At 65.9% G+C, this 15447-nt stretch carries 9 protein-coding genes and 4 pseudogenes; 8 read left to right on the top strand and 5 right to left on the bottom strand.

What is annotated here, in order from left to right; all coding sequences use genetic code 11:
- Window positions 1–209: 209 nt before the first annotated feature.
- From ACM42_RS36045 to flaF, 7 genes and pseudogenes are all read left to right on the top strand, one after another.
- Window positions 210–614, top strand: a pseudogene (locus tag ACM42_RS36045) (flagellin N-terminal helical domain-containing protein); the annotation flags it as partial.
- Window positions 615–853: 239 nt separating this feature from the next.
- A pseudogene (locus ACM42_RS36040) lies at window positions 854–2683 on the top strand (DUF1522 domain-containing protein); the annotation flags it as partial.
- Window positions 2684–3040: 357 nt separating this feature from the next.
- Window positions 3041–3442: pseudogene (locus ACM42_RS36035) on the top strand (flagellin N-terminal helical domain-containing protein); the annotation flags it as partial.
- A 350-nt stretch (window positions 3443–3792) separates the two neighbouring features.
- A pseudogene (locus ACM42_RS36030) lies at window positions 3793–5655 on the top strand (DUF1522 domain-containing protein); the annotation flags it as partial.
- Between the two features lie 324 nt (window positions 5656–5979).
- Window positions 5980–8250 carry a DUF1522 domain-containing protein gene (locus ACM42_RS36025; RefSeq protein ID WP_271533156.1) on the top strand — a complete coding sequence of 757 codons (2271 nt, stop codon included), beginning with the start codon at window positions 5980–5982 and terminating at the stop codon, window positions 8248–8250.
- A 219-nt stretch (window positions 8251–8469) separates the two neighbouring features.
- A complete protein-coding gene (locus tag ACM42_RS36020; RefSeq protein ID WP_271533154.1) occupies window positions 8470–10758 on the top strand; it encodes a DUF1522 domain-containing protein in 2289 nt (762 codons plus the stop codon).
- Between the two features lie 295 nt (window positions 10759–11053).
- Window positions 11054–11422: a flagellar biosynthesis regulator FlaF gene (flaF, locus tag ACM42_RS36015; RefSeq protein ID WP_028181463.1), complete on the top strand. Its 369-nt coding sequence runs from the start codon at window positions 11054–11056 to the stop codon at window positions 11420–11422.
- Between the two features lie 252 nt (window positions 11423–11674).
- Here flaF and ACM42_RS36010 read toward each other — a convergent pair whose 3' ends face one another.
- From ACM42_RS36010 to ACM42_RS35995, 4 genes are all read right to left on the bottom strand, one after another.
- Complete coding sequence (locus ACM42_RS36010; RefSeq protein ID WP_028181462.1) at window positions 11675–12034, bottom strand: hypothetical protein; 360 nt, start codon at window positions 12032–12034, stop codon at window positions 11675–11677.
- A gap of 157 nt (window positions 12035–12191) precedes the next feature.
- A complete protein-coding gene (locus ACM42_RS36005; protein WP_271533151.1) occupies window positions 12192–12689 on the bottom strand; it encodes a hypothetical protein in 498 nt (165 codons plus the stop codon).
- Between the two features lie 11 nt (window positions 12690–12700).
- A complete protein-coding gene (flgJ, locus tag ACM42_RS36000) occupies window positions 12701–13069 on the bottom strand; it encodes a flagellar assembly peptidoglycan hydrolase FlgJ (RefSeq protein ID WP_271533149.1) in 369 nt (122 codons plus the stop codon).
- On the bottom strand, window positions 13069–14193 hold the full coding sequence (locus ACM42_RS35995) for a flagellar basal body P-ring protein FlgI (protein ID WP_028181459.1): 1125 nt from the start codon (window positions 14191–14193) through the stop codon (window positions 13069–13071). Before ACM42_RS35995 ends, flgJ begins: the two co-directional genes overlap by 1 nt.
- 282 nt (window positions 14194–14475) lie before the next feature.
- Between ACM42_RS35995 and ACM42_RS35990 the strand changes: the two genes are divergently transcribed.
- Complete coding sequence (locus ACM42_RS35990) at window positions 14476–14892, top strand: flagellar assembly protein FliX (protein ID WP_271533146.1); 417 nt, start codon at window positions 14476–14478, stop codon at window positions 14890–14892.
- 39 nt (window positions 14893–14931) lie between these two features.
- Here ACM42_RS35990 and ACM42_RS35985 read toward each other — a convergent pair whose 3' ends face one another.
- A complete protein-coding gene (locus ACM42_RS35985; RefSeq protein WP_061023262.1) occupies window positions 14932–15303 on the bottom strand; it encodes a winged helix-turn-helix transcriptional regulator in 372 nt (123 codons plus the stop codon).
- Between the last annotated feature and the right edge of the window lie 144 nt (window positions 15304–15447).

The following is a 15447-nucleotide window of genomic DNA, read 5'->3' as shown; positions in this document are numbered from 1 at the left end:
AGCTCAATCTTTCCAACGTCATGTCTGCGCGGCGGTGTGGCGATGTGCGCGGCCTCGGCGCCCCGAATCACGCGTGACCCGGCAAAAGCGCGGGTTTCATTTCATGCTTCGTTAGAAGTCTCGGCGCCACGGTCCGCCGGTCGCTGGGTCAATCTCGATCCAAGCAGACGCGTAACAGTAGCGTCGTTTACCAGAAAGGTAACAGAGTCATGTCCGGTATCGTTCTCTCCGCATCGGTTCGTCAGAACCTGCTCTCCCTCCAGTCCACCGCTGACCTCCTCGCCACCACACAGAATCGTCTGTCGACCGGCAAGAGCGTCAACTCGGCCCTGGACAATCCCACCAACTTCTTCACCGCCCAGTCGCTCGACAACCGTGCCAGCGACATCAATAACCTGCTCGACGGCATCGCCAACGGCGTGCAGGTGCTGCAGGCTGCCAACACCGGCATCACCTCGCTGCAGAAGCTGATCGACAGCGCCAAGTCGATCGCCAACCAGGCGCTGCAGACCACGGTCGGCTACTCCACCAAGTCCAACGTCTCCACCACGATTGCCGGTGCGACTGCAGCGGACCTGCGCGGCACGACCTCCTATGCAAGCGCCACCGCGTCCCCCCCCCCCCCCCCCCCCCCCCCCCCCCCCCCCCCCCCCCCCCCCCCCCCCCCCCCCCCCCCCCCCCCCCCCCCCCCCCCCCCCCCCCCCCCCCCCCCCCCCCCCCCCCCCCCCCCCCCCCCCCCCCCCCCCCCCCCCCCCCCCCCCCCCCCCCCCCCCCCCCCCCCCCCCCCCCCCCCCCCCCCCCCCCCCCCCCCCCCCCCCCCCCCCCCCCCCCCCCCCCCCCCCCCCCCCCCCCCACCGCTGCAACTGGCACGACGACTCTCGGTGCGACCCAGGGTACGTTCTCGAACACGGTTGCCGTGAACGCCGCCGACGGCACCACCGCCGTGACCGGCACGATGACCCTGATCGGCACCACCGCCGCCACGAAGATCGGCACGGCTCCCGCCGACGGCGACACGTTGACGGTGAACGGCAAGACCATCACCTTCCGCGCCGGCTCGGCCCCCGCGGCGGCCGCGGTCCCGAGCGGCTCGGGTGTCAGCGGCAACCTCGTGACCGACGGCAGCGGCAACACCACCGTCTATCTCGGCACCGCCGCGGCGCCGACTGCGACCGTCAACGACGTGCTGACGGCGATCGACCTCGCCAGCGGCGTGCAGACCTCGACGATCACCAACGGTGCTGCGACGATCGGTGTTGCCTCCGGTGCGACGGCGTCGTCGATGGCCGCAGGTATCGTGACGCTGAAGAGCTCGGCGGGTGCGGACGTGTCCGTGACCGGCAAGGCCGACCTGCTCAAGGCGTTTGGCCTGACCACTGCAACGGGTGGCGGCAACGCCACGGCGACGGCGACCCGTACGACCAGCTCGGGCTCGCTGGGCGCTCTGATCTCGGACGGTTCGACGCTGAACGTCGACGGTCACGTCATCACCTTCAAGAACGCGCCGGTCCCGGGCTCGACCAACGCCCCATCGATCCCGACCGGCTTCGGCAAGAGCGGCAACGTGATCACCGATGGCAACGGCAACTCGACGGTCTACCTCCAGGCCGGCACCGTCGCCGACGTGCTCAACGCGATCGACCTTGCCACCGGCGTGCAGACCGCCACCATTGCCGCCAACGGCAGCGCGACGCTTGCGGCCACCTCGGGCCAGATCGCCTCGTCGATCAACGCCTCCGGCCAGCTCAAGCTCTCGACCGGCATCAATGCCGACCTGTCGATCACGGGCACCGGCAATGCGCTGAATGCGCTCGGCCTCGCCGGCAACACCGGCACCGCCAGCGCATTCTCGGCGGCCCGTACCTCCGGCATCGGCGGCATCAGCGGCAAGACCCTGACCTTCACCTCCTTCAACGGCGGCACCGCGGTTGACGTCACCTTCGGCGACGGCACCAACGGCACGGTCAAGACGCTGGATCAGCTCAACTCGAAGCTTCAGGCCAACAACCTGTCCGCGACGATCGATGCCAACGGCCTGCTGACGATCTCGACCACCAACGACTACGCGTCCTCGACCATCGGTTCGAGTGCCGCGGGTGGTGCGATCGGCGGCACGCTGACCTCGTCGCTCACCTTCTCGACGGCTTCCACCCCCGTCCAGGATACGGTTGCGCAGACCTCGCGTGCGAACCTGGTGTCTCAGTACAACAACATCCTGAACCAGATCGACACGACGGCGCAGGACTCCTCGTTCAACGGCGTCAACCTCTTGAACGGCGACCAGCTCAAGCTGGTGTTCGACGAGACCGGCAAGTCGAACCTGAGCATCACCGGCGTGACCTACAACTCCAAGGGTCTGGGCCTTGCTGCGCTGACCAGCGGTGTCGACTTCATCGACAACGCTGCCACCAACAAGGTGCTGACCAACCTGAACGCTGCGTCGAGCACGCTGCGCTCGGAAGCCTCGAGCCTCGGTTCGAACCTCTCGGTGGTGCAGGTGCGTCAGGACTTCAACAAGAGCCTGATCAACGTGCTGCAGACCGGTTCGGCCAACCTGACGCTGGCCGACACCAACGTCGAGGCGGCCAACAGCCAGGCGCTGTCGACCCGTCAGTCGATCGCGGTCTCCGCGCTGTCGCTGGCCAACCAGTCGCAGCAGAGCGTGCTCCAGCTGCTCCGCTAAGTCGCGGACGACATCGCAAGCAGGATCCGGCGGCGGGGCTTCGGCCCCGCCGCTTTGTTTTTGCATCGGCATCTGAGTGCCGCTCGCCAAGACGGGACGGTGCATCTGGATGCAGCAATTGCGTACTCTTAGTTATGGTTGACGAGTGGCAAATGCCTTCCCATTGGGCAAGAAAGCGTCGTCTTATCAGGGCGATATACGCGAGCTCGACCGAGCGTGACACTGCCATATGGTGAATCCGCGCAAGGACTGGCGCGACACGCTTCATGCTTTGTTAGCCCTCAACGTTCACCGTCCCGCACATCGATTAATCCTAATCGAAGTTTGTTGCGTTGCGTACCAGAAGGGTAACACTCAATGTCCGGTATCGTTCTCTCCGCGTCGGTTCGTCAGAACCTGCTCTCCCTCCAGTCCACCGCTGACCTTCTCGCCACCACGCAGAGCCGTCTGTCGACCGGCAAGAGCGTCAACTCGGCCCTGGACAATCCCACCAACTTCTTCACCGCCCAGTCGCTCGACAACCGCGCCAGCGACATCAACAACCTGCTCGACGGCATCGCCAACGGCGTGCAGGTGCTGCAGGCTGCCAACACCGGCATCACCTCGCTGCAGAAGCTGATCGACAGCGCCAAGTCGATCGCCAACCAGGCGCTGCAGACCACGGTCGGCTACTCCACCAAGTCCAACGTCTCGACCACGGTCTCGGGTGCGACTGCGGCGGACCTGCGCGGCACGACCTCCTATGCCAGCAACACGGCGCCCCCCCCCCCCCCCCCCCCCCCCCCCCCCCCCCCCCCCCCCCCCCCCCCCCCCCCCCCCCCCCCCCCCCCCCCCCCCCCCCCCCCCCCCCCCCCCCCCCCCCCCCCCCCCCCCCCCCCCCCCCCCCCCCCCCCCCCCCCCCCCCCCCCCCCCCCCCCCCCCCCCCCCCCCCCCCCCCCCCCCCCCCCCCCCCCCCCCCCCCCCCCCCCCCCCCCCCCCCCCCCCCCCCCCCCCCCCCCCCCCCCCCCCCCCCCCCCCCCCCCCCCCCCCCCCCCCCCCCCCCCCCCCCCCCCCCCCCCCCCCCCCCCCCCCCCCCCCCCCCCCCCCCCCCCCCCCCCCCCCCCCCCCCCACCGCTGCAACTGGCACGACGACTCTCGGTGCGACCCAGGGTACGTTCTCGAACACGGTTGCCGTGAACGCTGCCGACGGCACCACCGCTGTGACGGGTACGATGACCCTGATCGGCACCACCGCCGCCACGAAGATCGGCACGGCTCCCGCCGACGGCGACACGCTGACGGTGAACGGCAAGACCATCACCTTCCGCGCCGGCTCGGCCCCCGCGGCGGCCGCGGTCCCGAGCGGCTCGGGTGTCAGCGGCAACCTCGTGACCGACGGCAGCGGCAACACCACCGTCTATCTCGGCACCGCCGCGGCGCCGACTGCGACCGTCAACGACGTGCTGACGGCGATCGACCTCGCCAGCGGCGTGCAGACCTCGACGATCACCAACGGTGCTGCGACGATCGGTGCTGCCTCCGGTGCGACGGCGTCGTCGATGGCCGCAGGCATCGTGACGCTGAAGAGCTCGGCGGGTGCGGACGTGTCCGTGACCGGCAAGGCCGACCTGCTCAAGGCGTTTGGCCTGACCACTGCGACGGGTGGCGGCAACGCCACGGCGACGGCGACCCGTACGACCAGCTCGGGCTCGCTGGGCGCTCTGATCACGGACGGTTCGACGCTGAACGTCGACGGTCACGTCATCACCTTCAAGAACGCGCCGGTCCCGGGCTCGACCAACGCCCCATCGATCCCGACCGGCTTCGGCAAGAGCGGCAACGTGATCACCGATGGCAACGGCAACTCGACGGTCTACCTCCAGGCCGGCACCGTCGCCGACGTGCTCAACGCGATCGACCTTGCCACCGGCGTGCAGACCGCCACCATTGCCGCCAACGGCAGCGCGACGCTTGCGGCCACCTCGGGCCAGATCGCCTCGTCGATCAACCCCCCCCCCCCCCCCCCCCCCCCCCCCCCCCCCGCCTCCGGCCAGCTCAAGCTCTCGACCGGCATCAATGCCGACCTGTCGATCACGGGCACCGGCAATGCGCTCAATGCGCTTGGCCTCGCCGGCAACACCGGCACCGCCAGCGCATTCTCGGCGGCCCGCACCTCCGGCATCGGCGGCATCAGCGGCAAGACCCTGACCTTCACCTCCTTCAACGGCGGCACCGCGGTTGACGTCACCTTCGGCGACGGCACCAACGGCACGGTCAAGACGCTGGATCAGCTCAACTCGAAGCTTCAGGCCAACAACCTGTCCGCGACGATCGACGCCAACGGCCTGCTGACGATCTCGACCACCAACGACTACGCGTCCTCGACCATCGGTTCGAGCACCGCGGGTGGTGCGATCGGCGGCACGCTGACCTCGTCGCTCACCTTCTCGACGGCTTCCACCCCCGTCCAGGACGTCGTCGCGCAGACCTCGCGTGCCAATCTGGTCAACCAGTACAACAACATCCTCCAGCAGATCGACTCGACCGCGCAGGACTCCTCGTTCAACGGTGTCAACCTGCTCAACGGCGACCAGCTCAAGCTGGTGTTCGACGAGACCGCCAAGTCGAGCCTGAGCATCACCGGCGTGACCTACAACTCCAAGGGTCTGGGCCTTGCTGCGCTGACCAGCGGTGTCGACTTCATCGACAACGCTGCCACCAACAAGGTGCTGACCAACCTGAACGCTGCGTCGAGCACGCTGCGCTCGGAAGCCTCCGCTCTGGGTTCGAATCTGACCATCGTGCAGGTGCGCCAGGACTTCAACAAGAACCTGATCAACGTGCTGCAGACCGGTTCGTCCAACCTGACGCTGGCCGACACCAACGTCGAGGCCGCCAACAGCCAGGCGCTGTCGACCCGTCAGTCGATCGCGGTCTCCGCGCTGTCGCTGGCCAACCAGTCGCAGCAGAGCGTGCTCCAGCTGCTCCGCTAAGTCGCGGACGACATCGCAAGCAGGATCCGGCGGCGGGGCTTCGGCCCCGCCGCTTTTTCGTATGTCATTCGACCTTTCGAGAAACCAGGAGACGCTCTGAAAAGTAACCAGCGGTTATGGTTAATGGAGCGTAAGCGCAGAGAAACCCCAATTATTTCAGACGGATTGTCGATGCCATCCGCGCCTTCCGGCAGCTTATGGTGAACCGCCGCTTATGCCGGCGAGACGCGTTTCACCCTTTGTTAGCCATGTCCGCGCAGGCTGTGCCCGTCACTCGATCCGAAGCGATCGAACGAAGACGCGTAAGCCAGAAGGGTAAGAGTCATGTCCGGTATTGTTCTCTCTGCGTCGGTTCGTCAGAACCTGCTCTCTCTCCAGTCCACCGCCGACCTCCTCGCCACCACACAGAACCGTCTGTCGACCGGCAAGAGCGTCAACTCGGCCCTGGACAATCCCACCAACTTCTTCACCGCCCAGTCGCTCGACAACCGCGCCAGCGACATCAACAACCTGCTCGACGGCATCGCCAACGGCGTGCAGGTGCTGCAGGCCGCCAACACCGGCCTGACCTCGCTGCAGAAGCTGATCGACAGCGCCAAGTCGATCGCTAACCAGGCGCTGCAGACCACGGTCGGCTACTCCACCAAGTCCAACGTCTCCACCACGATCGCGGGCGCAACCGCCGCCGACCTGCGCGGCACGACCTCCTATGCCAGCGCGACCGCCTACAGCAACGTGCTGTATAACGGCACGGCGGGCGGTGTTACCGCGGCCGTTGCAACCACCACCCTCGGCGCGACGCAAGGTACGTTCTCGAACGCGGTGGCCGTGAACGCCGCTGACGGCACCACCGCTGTGACGGGTACGATGACCCTGATCGGCACCACCGCCGCCACGAAGATCGCCACGGCTCCCGCCGACGGCGACACGCTGACCGTCAACGGCAAGACCATCACCTTCCGCTCCGGCTCGGCGCCGCTTGCCAGCGCCGTTCCGGCCGGCTCGGGCCTCAGCGGCAACCTTGTGACCGATGGCAACGGCAACACCACCGTCTATCTCGGCACCGCCGCGGCGCCGGCTGCGACCGTCAACGACCTCCTGACCGCGATCGACCTCGCCAGCGGCGTGAACACCTCGGTCATCTCAAGCGGGCTGGCGACAATTGCGACCAGCACGGGCCAGACAGCCTCCTCGATTGCCGCGGGTATCACCACGATCAAGAGCTCGACGGGTGCCGATCTATCGTTGACGGGCAAGGCCGACCTGCTGAAGGCGCTGGGCCTCTCCAGCGCGACGGGCGGCGGCAATGCGTCGCTGAGCGTCAACCGCACCACGACCGCGAGCTCGCTGGGATCGCTGATTTCCGACGGCGCATCCCTGAATGTCGACGGCCACGTCATCACCTTCAAGAACGCGCCGGTCCCGGGCTCGACGGGTGCGCCGGCCATTCCGGCCGGCTTCGGCAAGAGCGGCAACGTGATCACCGACGGTAACGGCAACTCGACGGTCTACCTCCAGGCCGGCACCGTCGCCGACGTGCTCAACGCGATCGACCTTGCCACCGGCGTGCAGACCGCATCGATTGCGGCCAACGGCGCGGCGACGCTGAATACCGCGACCGGCCAGAGCAAGTCGTCGATCAACACCAGCGGCCAGCTCCAGCTCTCGACCGGCATCAACGCCGATCTGTCGATCACCGGCACCGGCAATGCGCTGGCGGTGTTTGGGCTTTCGGGTAACACCGGCAACGCAACGGCGTTCTCGGCGGCGCGCACCTCCGGCATCGGCGGCATCAGCGGCAAGAGCCTGACCTTCACCTCCTTCAACGGCGGCACCGCGGTTGACGTCACCTTCGGCGACGGCACCAACGGCACGGTCAAGACGCTCGATCAGCTCAACTCGAAGCTTCAGGCCAACAACCTGTCCGCGACGATCGACGCCAACGGCCTGCTGACGATCACGGCGTCCAATGACTATGCTTCCTCGACGCTCGGCTCGACCGCAGCGGGCGGTGCGATCGGCGGTACGCTCACGTCGGCGCTGACGTTCTCGACGGCTTCCACCCCCGTCCAGGATGCGGTCGCGCAGACGGCCCGTGCGAACCTGGTATCTCAGTACAACAACATCCTGAACCAGATCGACACGACCGCGCAGGACTCCTCGTTCAACGGGGTCAATCTGCTCAACGGCGACCAGCTCAAGCTGGTGTTCGACGAGACCGGCAAGTCGAGCCTGAACATCACCGGCGTGACCTACAACTCGAAGGGTCTCGGCCTCGCGGCGCTGACCGTTGGCGTTGACTTCATCGACAACGCCGCCGCCAACAGGGTGCTGACAAATTTGAACGCCGCGTCGAGCACGCTGCGCTCGGAAGCCTCGAGCCTCGGTTCGAACCTCTCGGTGGTGCAGATCCGTCAGGACTTCAACAAGAACCTGATCAACGTGCTGCAGACCGGCTCGTCCAACCTGACCCTGGCCGACACCAACGTCGAGGCCGCCAACAGCCAGGCGCTGTCGACCCGCCAGTCGATCGCGGTCTCCGCGCTGTCGCTGGCCAACCAGTCGCAGCAGAGCGTGCTCCAGCTGCTCCGCTAGTAAGCAACTGAAATTACGAGGTAAAATCGAGCGGCGGGGCCATTTGCCCCGCCGCTCTTTTTGCATTTGGACGCGGGCAGGGGCCTTCACCCGCCATTAACCCTATCCCTTAAACCGGCGTTAACCATACTTTAAAGGACACCTTCTAAAACTGGACCAAAGCCCCGCTTTGCAGACGGCGCGGCCGATTCGTATCCGGTTCAAGAGGAAGACTCGCCAATGTCCAACATCGTTCTCTCGGCGTCCGTTCGCCAGAACCTGTTGTCGCTGCAGTCGACGGCCGACTTGCTGGCCACGACGCAGGAGCGGCTGTCGACCGGCAAAAAGGTCAATACGGCGCTCGACAATCCCACCAATTTCTTCACGGCGCAGGGGTTGGACAACCGGGCGAGCGACATCAGCAACCTGCTCGACGGCATCAACAACGGCGTGCAGGTGCTCCAGGCCGCCAACACCGGCATCACCTCGCTGCAAAAGCTGATCGACAGCGCGAAATCAATCGCCAACCAGGCGCTGCAGACCACCGTCGGCTATTCCACCAAGTCGAACGTCTCGACCACGATTCCCGGTGCGACGCCGGCCGATCTGCGCGGCACGACGTCGTATGCAAGCGCAACCGCCAACAGCAATGTGCTCTACACCGGCGCGCCCGGTGGCGTGACGCCGGTGACGGCCGCCGCCGCGCTCGGTGCATCATTGGGCTCGACCGCGGGCACGTTGACCGGCGCCGCCACCAACGCGGCCGACGGCACCACTGCACTGACCGGCACCGCGACGCTGATCGGTACCACGGCGGCCAGCACCCTCGGCTCGTCGCCTGCCGACGGGGACTCGATCACGGTCAACGGCAAGACCATTACCTTCCGGACCGGCGCGGCGCCCGCGACGCAGCCGACCGGCTGGGGACTGGATGCGAGCGGCCACATCGCCACCGACGGCAACGGCAATTCGATCGTCTACATGGGGACGGCCGCCGCGCCCACCGGCACCGTCAACGACCTGTTGAGCGCGATCGATCTGGCGAGCGGCGTCAAGAGCGCGACGATCAGCGCCGGCGCCGCGACCATCTCGGTCAGCGGCTCGGCCGGTCCCGTCGGCACGCTGCAGGTGGCATCGTCCATCACGGGCGGTCAGGTCACGCTGAAGAGCTCGACCGGCGCCGATCTGAGCGTGACCGGAAAGGCCGACTTCCTCAAGGCGCTCGGACTGACGTCCGCAACCGGCGCTGGCAATGCCAATGTCACTGCGGCCCGGTCGACTACCGCGGGTTCGCTCGGCACCCTCGTTCAGGACGGCTCGACGCTGAACATCGACGGCCACACCATCACCTTCAAGAATGCGCAAACGCCGCAATCGGCGACGAGCGTTACGTCGGGTGGCGTCAGCGGCAACATCGTCACCGACGGCAACGGCAACTCGACCGTCTACATCCAGAGCGCGACGCTGACCGACCTGCTCAACGCCGTCGACCTCGCGACCGGCGTCAAGACGGCCAGCATCTTCAACGGCGCGGCGACGCTGTCGACCACGGCGGGCCAGATCCCGTCGTCGGTCAACAGCAGCGGCCAGCTTGCGCTTTCCACCGGCGTCAACGCCGATCTCTCGATCACCGGCACCGGCAATGCCCTCAGCGCATTCGGTCTCAGCGGCAATACGGGAACGGCGACCGCCTTCACTGCGGCCCGCACGTCCGGCGTCGGCGGCATCAGCGGCAAGACGCTGACCTTCACCTCGTTCAACGGCGGCACCCCGGTGAACGTCACTTTCGGCGACGGCACCAACGGCACCGTCAAGACGCTGGACCAGCTCAACGCGCAGCTGCAGGCCAACCACCTGACGGCGACGATCGATGCCAACGGCGTGCTCACGGTGACCACCGTCAACGAATATGCCTCGTCGACGCTCGGTTCGACTCTCGCGGGCGGCGCAGTCGGCGGCACCATCACCGGTGTTCTGGCCTTCACCACCGCGCAGCCGCCGGTCCAGGATCCCGTGGCGCAGACCGCACGCTCCAACCTGGTCAACCAGTTCAACAACATCCTGGCCCAGATCGACACCACGTCGCAGGACTCCTCCTTCAACGGCGTCAACCTGCTCAACGGCGACACGCTGAAGCTCGTCTTCAACGAGACCGGCAGCTCCACACTGAGCATCAACGGCGTGGTGTTCAATGCGGCGGGGCTCGGTCTCAGCAATCTCGTCAACGGCGTCGACTTCATCGACAACGGCGCCACCAACAAGGTGCTGGCCAGCCTGAATGCGGCCTCGAGCACGCTCCGTTCGGAAGGTTCCACCCTCGGTTCGAATCTGTCGATCGTGCAGGTGCGTCAGGACTTCTCCAAGAACCTGATCAACGTGCTGCAGACCGGCTCGTCCAACCTGACGCTCGCCGACACCAATGAGGAAGCGGCGAACAGCCAGGCGCTTTCGACTCGCCAGTCGATCGCGGTCTCCGCGCTGTCGCTGGCCAACCAGTCGCAACAGAGCGTGCTGCAGCTGCTCCGCTAATTTCGCAGCGCAAGTTCGCTACTCGAGATTTCGCGGCGGAGCTAACGCTCCGCCGTTCTTTTAAGGGAGATCGCTAAAACAAGATTAGCTGAGATCGATGCGCATCACGCCGAGCGAGTTTACATCGTGCATGCGTGCATCTAGCGTTTGCGCCGACGAAGAGCTCCGTGCCCCGTAATTGTCCGGAGTGCTTCCAAGCACAACACGTAAGCAAATCTTAAGCGGTGCTGCCTAGGGTTGGGAAAGAAATCCTTAAGCGCGTATAACGCGCTAGGTAACGTCCAGGGTGTGATTGATGTCGAATTCCGCTGCCTCGGCTTATGCGCGTGTTGCAACGACCACCGCATCTCCTCGGGACATCGAGGCGCAGACCCTGCTCAAGGCCGCCAACAAGCTCCAGGACGCGGTGAACAACGCCGATCCGCTCAGCGAGCAGACCATGCAGGCCCTGATGTTTAACCGCAAGCTCTGGACCATCTTCCTGAGCGAGGCGATGCGTGACACCAATCCGCAGCCGATCGACGTCCGGCAGAAGATCGCCAACATCAGCGTGTTCGTGCTGAGCCAGACGGCCGCGCTGCAGATGAGCCCCCAGTTCGATCATTTCCGCCCGCTGATCGAGATTAACCGCAACATCGCTGCAGGCCTGTCCGGACGGCCGTGACGGAGAGCGGCCGTGGTCGAGCATTTGCCGACCGCGGACCAAGTCGACGCTGACGGAAGCCGGCGCTAAAGCGTAATGCGATTAGGATGAATCGTCATCGCGCTTTAGGTTGTTGTTTGAGCAAGTTCTTTTCGGAAAACCGCTGCGCACTTTTCCGGATCATGCTTTAGCGCGGATCAATGACATCGCCACCGAACTTGCGGCGGACTTGACTGGTGTCGATCCGCCGTCGTGACGGTCGACACCTGGTCGTCAGGCGCTGACGTCCGTGCTGAGCGGACGCGAGGGCTCGGACTGCATATCCAGCGCATGGAAATAGGCGCGCCGGCGCAGCATCGCCTCGTCGGGGAACTGGGTCACCACCGCGTCGGTCTTGGCGTTGACGACCTGGAAGACGAAGGACGCGGCCGCCTGGTCGAACACGACCTGGCGCGAGACGTTCTCGTGGTTCGGCAGATCATTGCGCACAGGCGCGCCCGTATCGCTCGCGGCGACCGTCTGGCTCACCGGAAGATCCGTTTGCACGGCCTCGTTCGCCGCCACGTTGGACGTCGGTACGATCTGCGCGGGTGCCGGGATCCCCACCGGCCTGATGCTGAAATCTGTACTCATGGCAGCCTCCTGGTTGCCTTACTTGAGTCAAATCCCAACCCCTCTAATAGCGCAACCATGGAACACCAGGTTTGAAGACCTGGTAAGGAAACGTGACTAACCGCGCGACGCTGTCGCCGCGCAATATTTCGTAAAAGTGTCGCTTGTTCCTGCGCGCTCAGAGCGAGCGGCTGACCGCGAGCGGGGTGATGTGGCGCGGACCCGGCGCGGCGCGACGACCCGCAGCCGTATAGGTGTTCGGCACGTTACGCTTCTGGATCTCGGCGTTGACGCCGCGCACGACGCTCTCGGAGACAGCGTGCGCGGTCGCGAGCACGGTGAGATTGACCTGGAGCATCGCGCGAAACGCATCGTGGTGGCGGTGCAGCGTCGAGAGCAGCTCCGGCGCGGATTTCGCGAGCTGGGCCTGGTTCGCCTTCAGCTGGCTGACGGCGCCGACGTAATTGCGCGACAGCTCCTGCTTCTTGCTCTCGAGCGTCATCGCCTCGCGGACCTTGCCGGCGCGAACGAGCTCGGTCTCGCGCTCGATCAGTCCGAGCAGGGCGCTCATCGCGTCCATCAGGCCTTCGGCGAGCTTGCGCGCCTCGGTGCTGCCGGTCGCGGTGTTCGGACTCTGGGCTTGCATCGGCTGACGTGAGGCGTGGAAATGGTTCATTTCGTTTGACCTTATGCCGTGCGGATCGTTTTCGCCTGCTGCATGATCAGGGTGCGGTAGACTTCGGTGGCGACGCCGACGCCGCCGGCCTGAGCAAAGCTCTTGGAATATTGCTCGGTCAGCATCGAGCGCCACACGCCGGTGCCGGGCGTATCGCCGAACGGACCTTCGCCCTTCAGGCCCGAGGTCATCTGCGAGAACATGCTGTTGAGGAACATCGCTTCGAAATCGGTGGCGGTCTTCTGCGCCTTGGCTTGCTGCTGCGGCGAGACTTTCTGCAGCGCGGCGGCGAGCTCGAAGTCCGGCCGGCCGTTGCGGCTCTCCACCGAGAACGCCGAAGCGGTGGTGACGCGCGGGGTGTTGATCGAGCCCGCCTGCATCACATCACCTCGATGTCGGCTTCGATCGCGCCGGCGGCCTTGATCGCCTGGAGGATGCTGATCATGTCGCGGGGACCGATGCCGAGGCCGTTGAGGCCGTCGACGAGCTGCTGGAGCGAGACGCCGTCCTTGACGACGGCCAGCTTCTTGCCGTCCTCGGTGACGGTGACGCTGCTGCGCGGCGCGACCACGGTGCGGCCGCGCGACAGCGGGTTGGGCTGGCTGACCTGCGGGCTCTCGGAGATGGTGACGGTGAGGTTGCCCTGCGCCACAGCGACGGTGGCGACGCGGACGTCGCGGCCCATCACGATGATGCCGCTCCGTTCGTCGATGATGATCTTGGCGGCGAGATCGGGATCGACCTGGAGCTGCTCGATCTCGGTGAGGAATGCGACGACGTTGCCCTTGAACTCGGGCGGGACCGACAGCTGCACCGTCGAGGGGTCGATCGGCTCGGCGGTCTTGACGCCGAGATAATCGTTGACCGCGGCCGCAATGCGCTTGGCGGTGGTGAAGTCGGCGTTGCGCAGCGCCAGGCGCACGTTCGGCAGCCGATTGAGCGCGAACTCGATCTCGCGCTCGATGATGGCGCCGTTGGCGATGCGTCCGACCGTCGGAACGCCGCGCACGATCTTGGCCGCCTCGCCCTCGGCCTGGAAGCCGGAGATCGCGAGCGAACCCTGCGCCACCGCGTAGACGTTGCCGTCGGCGCCCAGCAGGGGGGTCACGAGCAGGGTGCCGCCCTGGAGGTTCTTGGCGTCGCCGAGCGCAGAGACGGTGACATCCATGCGCGTGCCCTGGGTGGCGAAGGCCGGCAGGTTGCCGGTCACCATCACGGCCGCGACGTTGCCGGTACGGATGGTGGCGCCGCGGATGTTGACGCCCATGCGCTCGAGCATCGCTTGCAGCGATTGCTTGGTGAAGGGGATGTTGTTGAGCGTGTCGCCGGTGCCGTTGAGGCCGACGACGAGGCCGTAGCCGATGAGCTGGTTCTGCCGCACGCCCTCGATGTTGGCGAGGTCCTTGATGCGCGATGTCGCGCTTGCAGGCGTGACTGAGAGCGCCAGCGCTGACAGCGCGGCGCAGGCCACCCCAACAATCCTCACCCAACGAACGCCTGGCATCCTCTGCTCCCCAAGGCTCCTAAAGAGGCTCCTCAAATCGGAAGGACCTGCACGACACTCCCATGACGAGCTGGTCCGGCGCTTTCCTTGCGAGCGCTGTGCCAACCCGGGGCTTCGGGATAGATCGCTGAATAGGTTGAATAAATCTGTTTCGACCGGTGTCAGCGGGTGTTGTGCCTGAGGAGCGAAACTGCCGCCTGTCGGCAGATTTTGCCGGGCTGTTTACGCGCCGTTAACCATAAGACGGCGAAGGTGAGGCATCGATCACCCGGATTCTTTCCGATGCGCATCTACGGACCGAACGGCACCACGCTTGGAGCGCCGGCCAGCCAGGCCAGGCGGACCGGCTCCGGCACCTTCGTGCTGCCCGACACCTCGTCGGCGCAGGAGACGCGGAGCGCTGCTGCACCGAAGGCCGCCGCCAACATCGACGCGCTGCTGGCATTGCAGGGTGTCGAGGAGGATCCAGTCGAGCGCCGCAAGCGCTCGGTCGCTCGCGGCAGGACGGCGCTCGACGTACTCGACGATCTCAAGATGGGACTGCTGTCCGGAAACCTCGACGCCTCGACCGTGATGCGTCTGCGTGATGCTGCGGCGAACCTGAAATCGTCCTCGGGAGATCCAGGTCTCGATACGGTGCTTTCCGAGATCGAGCTGCGCGTCGAGGTCGAGCTCGCCAAGGCCGGTCAGGCTTACTAGTCATCCGTCTCTCAGGATGACTGTCTGCTACTCGTCCTGTTACGCCGCTTCCTCCTTCTGCTGCGCATCGTAGCGGCGCTGCGCCGCGAGCACGTCCTTCAGATTCTGCTCGGCCCAATCGCGCAGGGGATCGACCGCTGCGGCCAGCGTCAGCCCGAGCGGCGTGATCGAATATTCCACCGTGACAGGCACGGTCGCGATGGCATGGCGCCTGATCAGGCCGTCGCGTTCGAGCGACTTGAGAACCTGACTCAGCATCTTCTGCGAGATGCCTTCAATCGTGCGGCGCAACTGATTGAAGCGCATCGGCTCCTCGCGCAGCAGCAAGAGGATCAGCACCGCCCATTTGTCGCCGACGCGATCGAGGATTTGGCGGGTGGGGCAGTTCGCTGCGTAAACGTCGGGTTTCATCGTCGGTCCTCGGAGAGTCTGGTCGCTTGCGAATATGCATGCCGGTTACTCCAGCGTAATCAGGTAAGCACAAAGTGCTCTCTTAACACCAGCATCCTTTGCGATATCTAGTCACTGATAGTTACTATAGAAGCAAAGGAGCCT

Origin of the sequence: Bradyrhizobium sp. CCBAU 25338 (assembly GCF_028128965.1) — a bacterium.
GTDB classification, from domain to species: Bacteria; Pseudomonadota; Alphaproteobacteria; order Rhizobiales; family Xanthobacteraceae; genus Bradyrhizobium; species Bradyrhizobium liaoningense.
The sequence above is the reverse complement of the archived record's forward strand: the minus strand, read 5'-3'. Positions and strand labels throughout refer to the sequence as shown.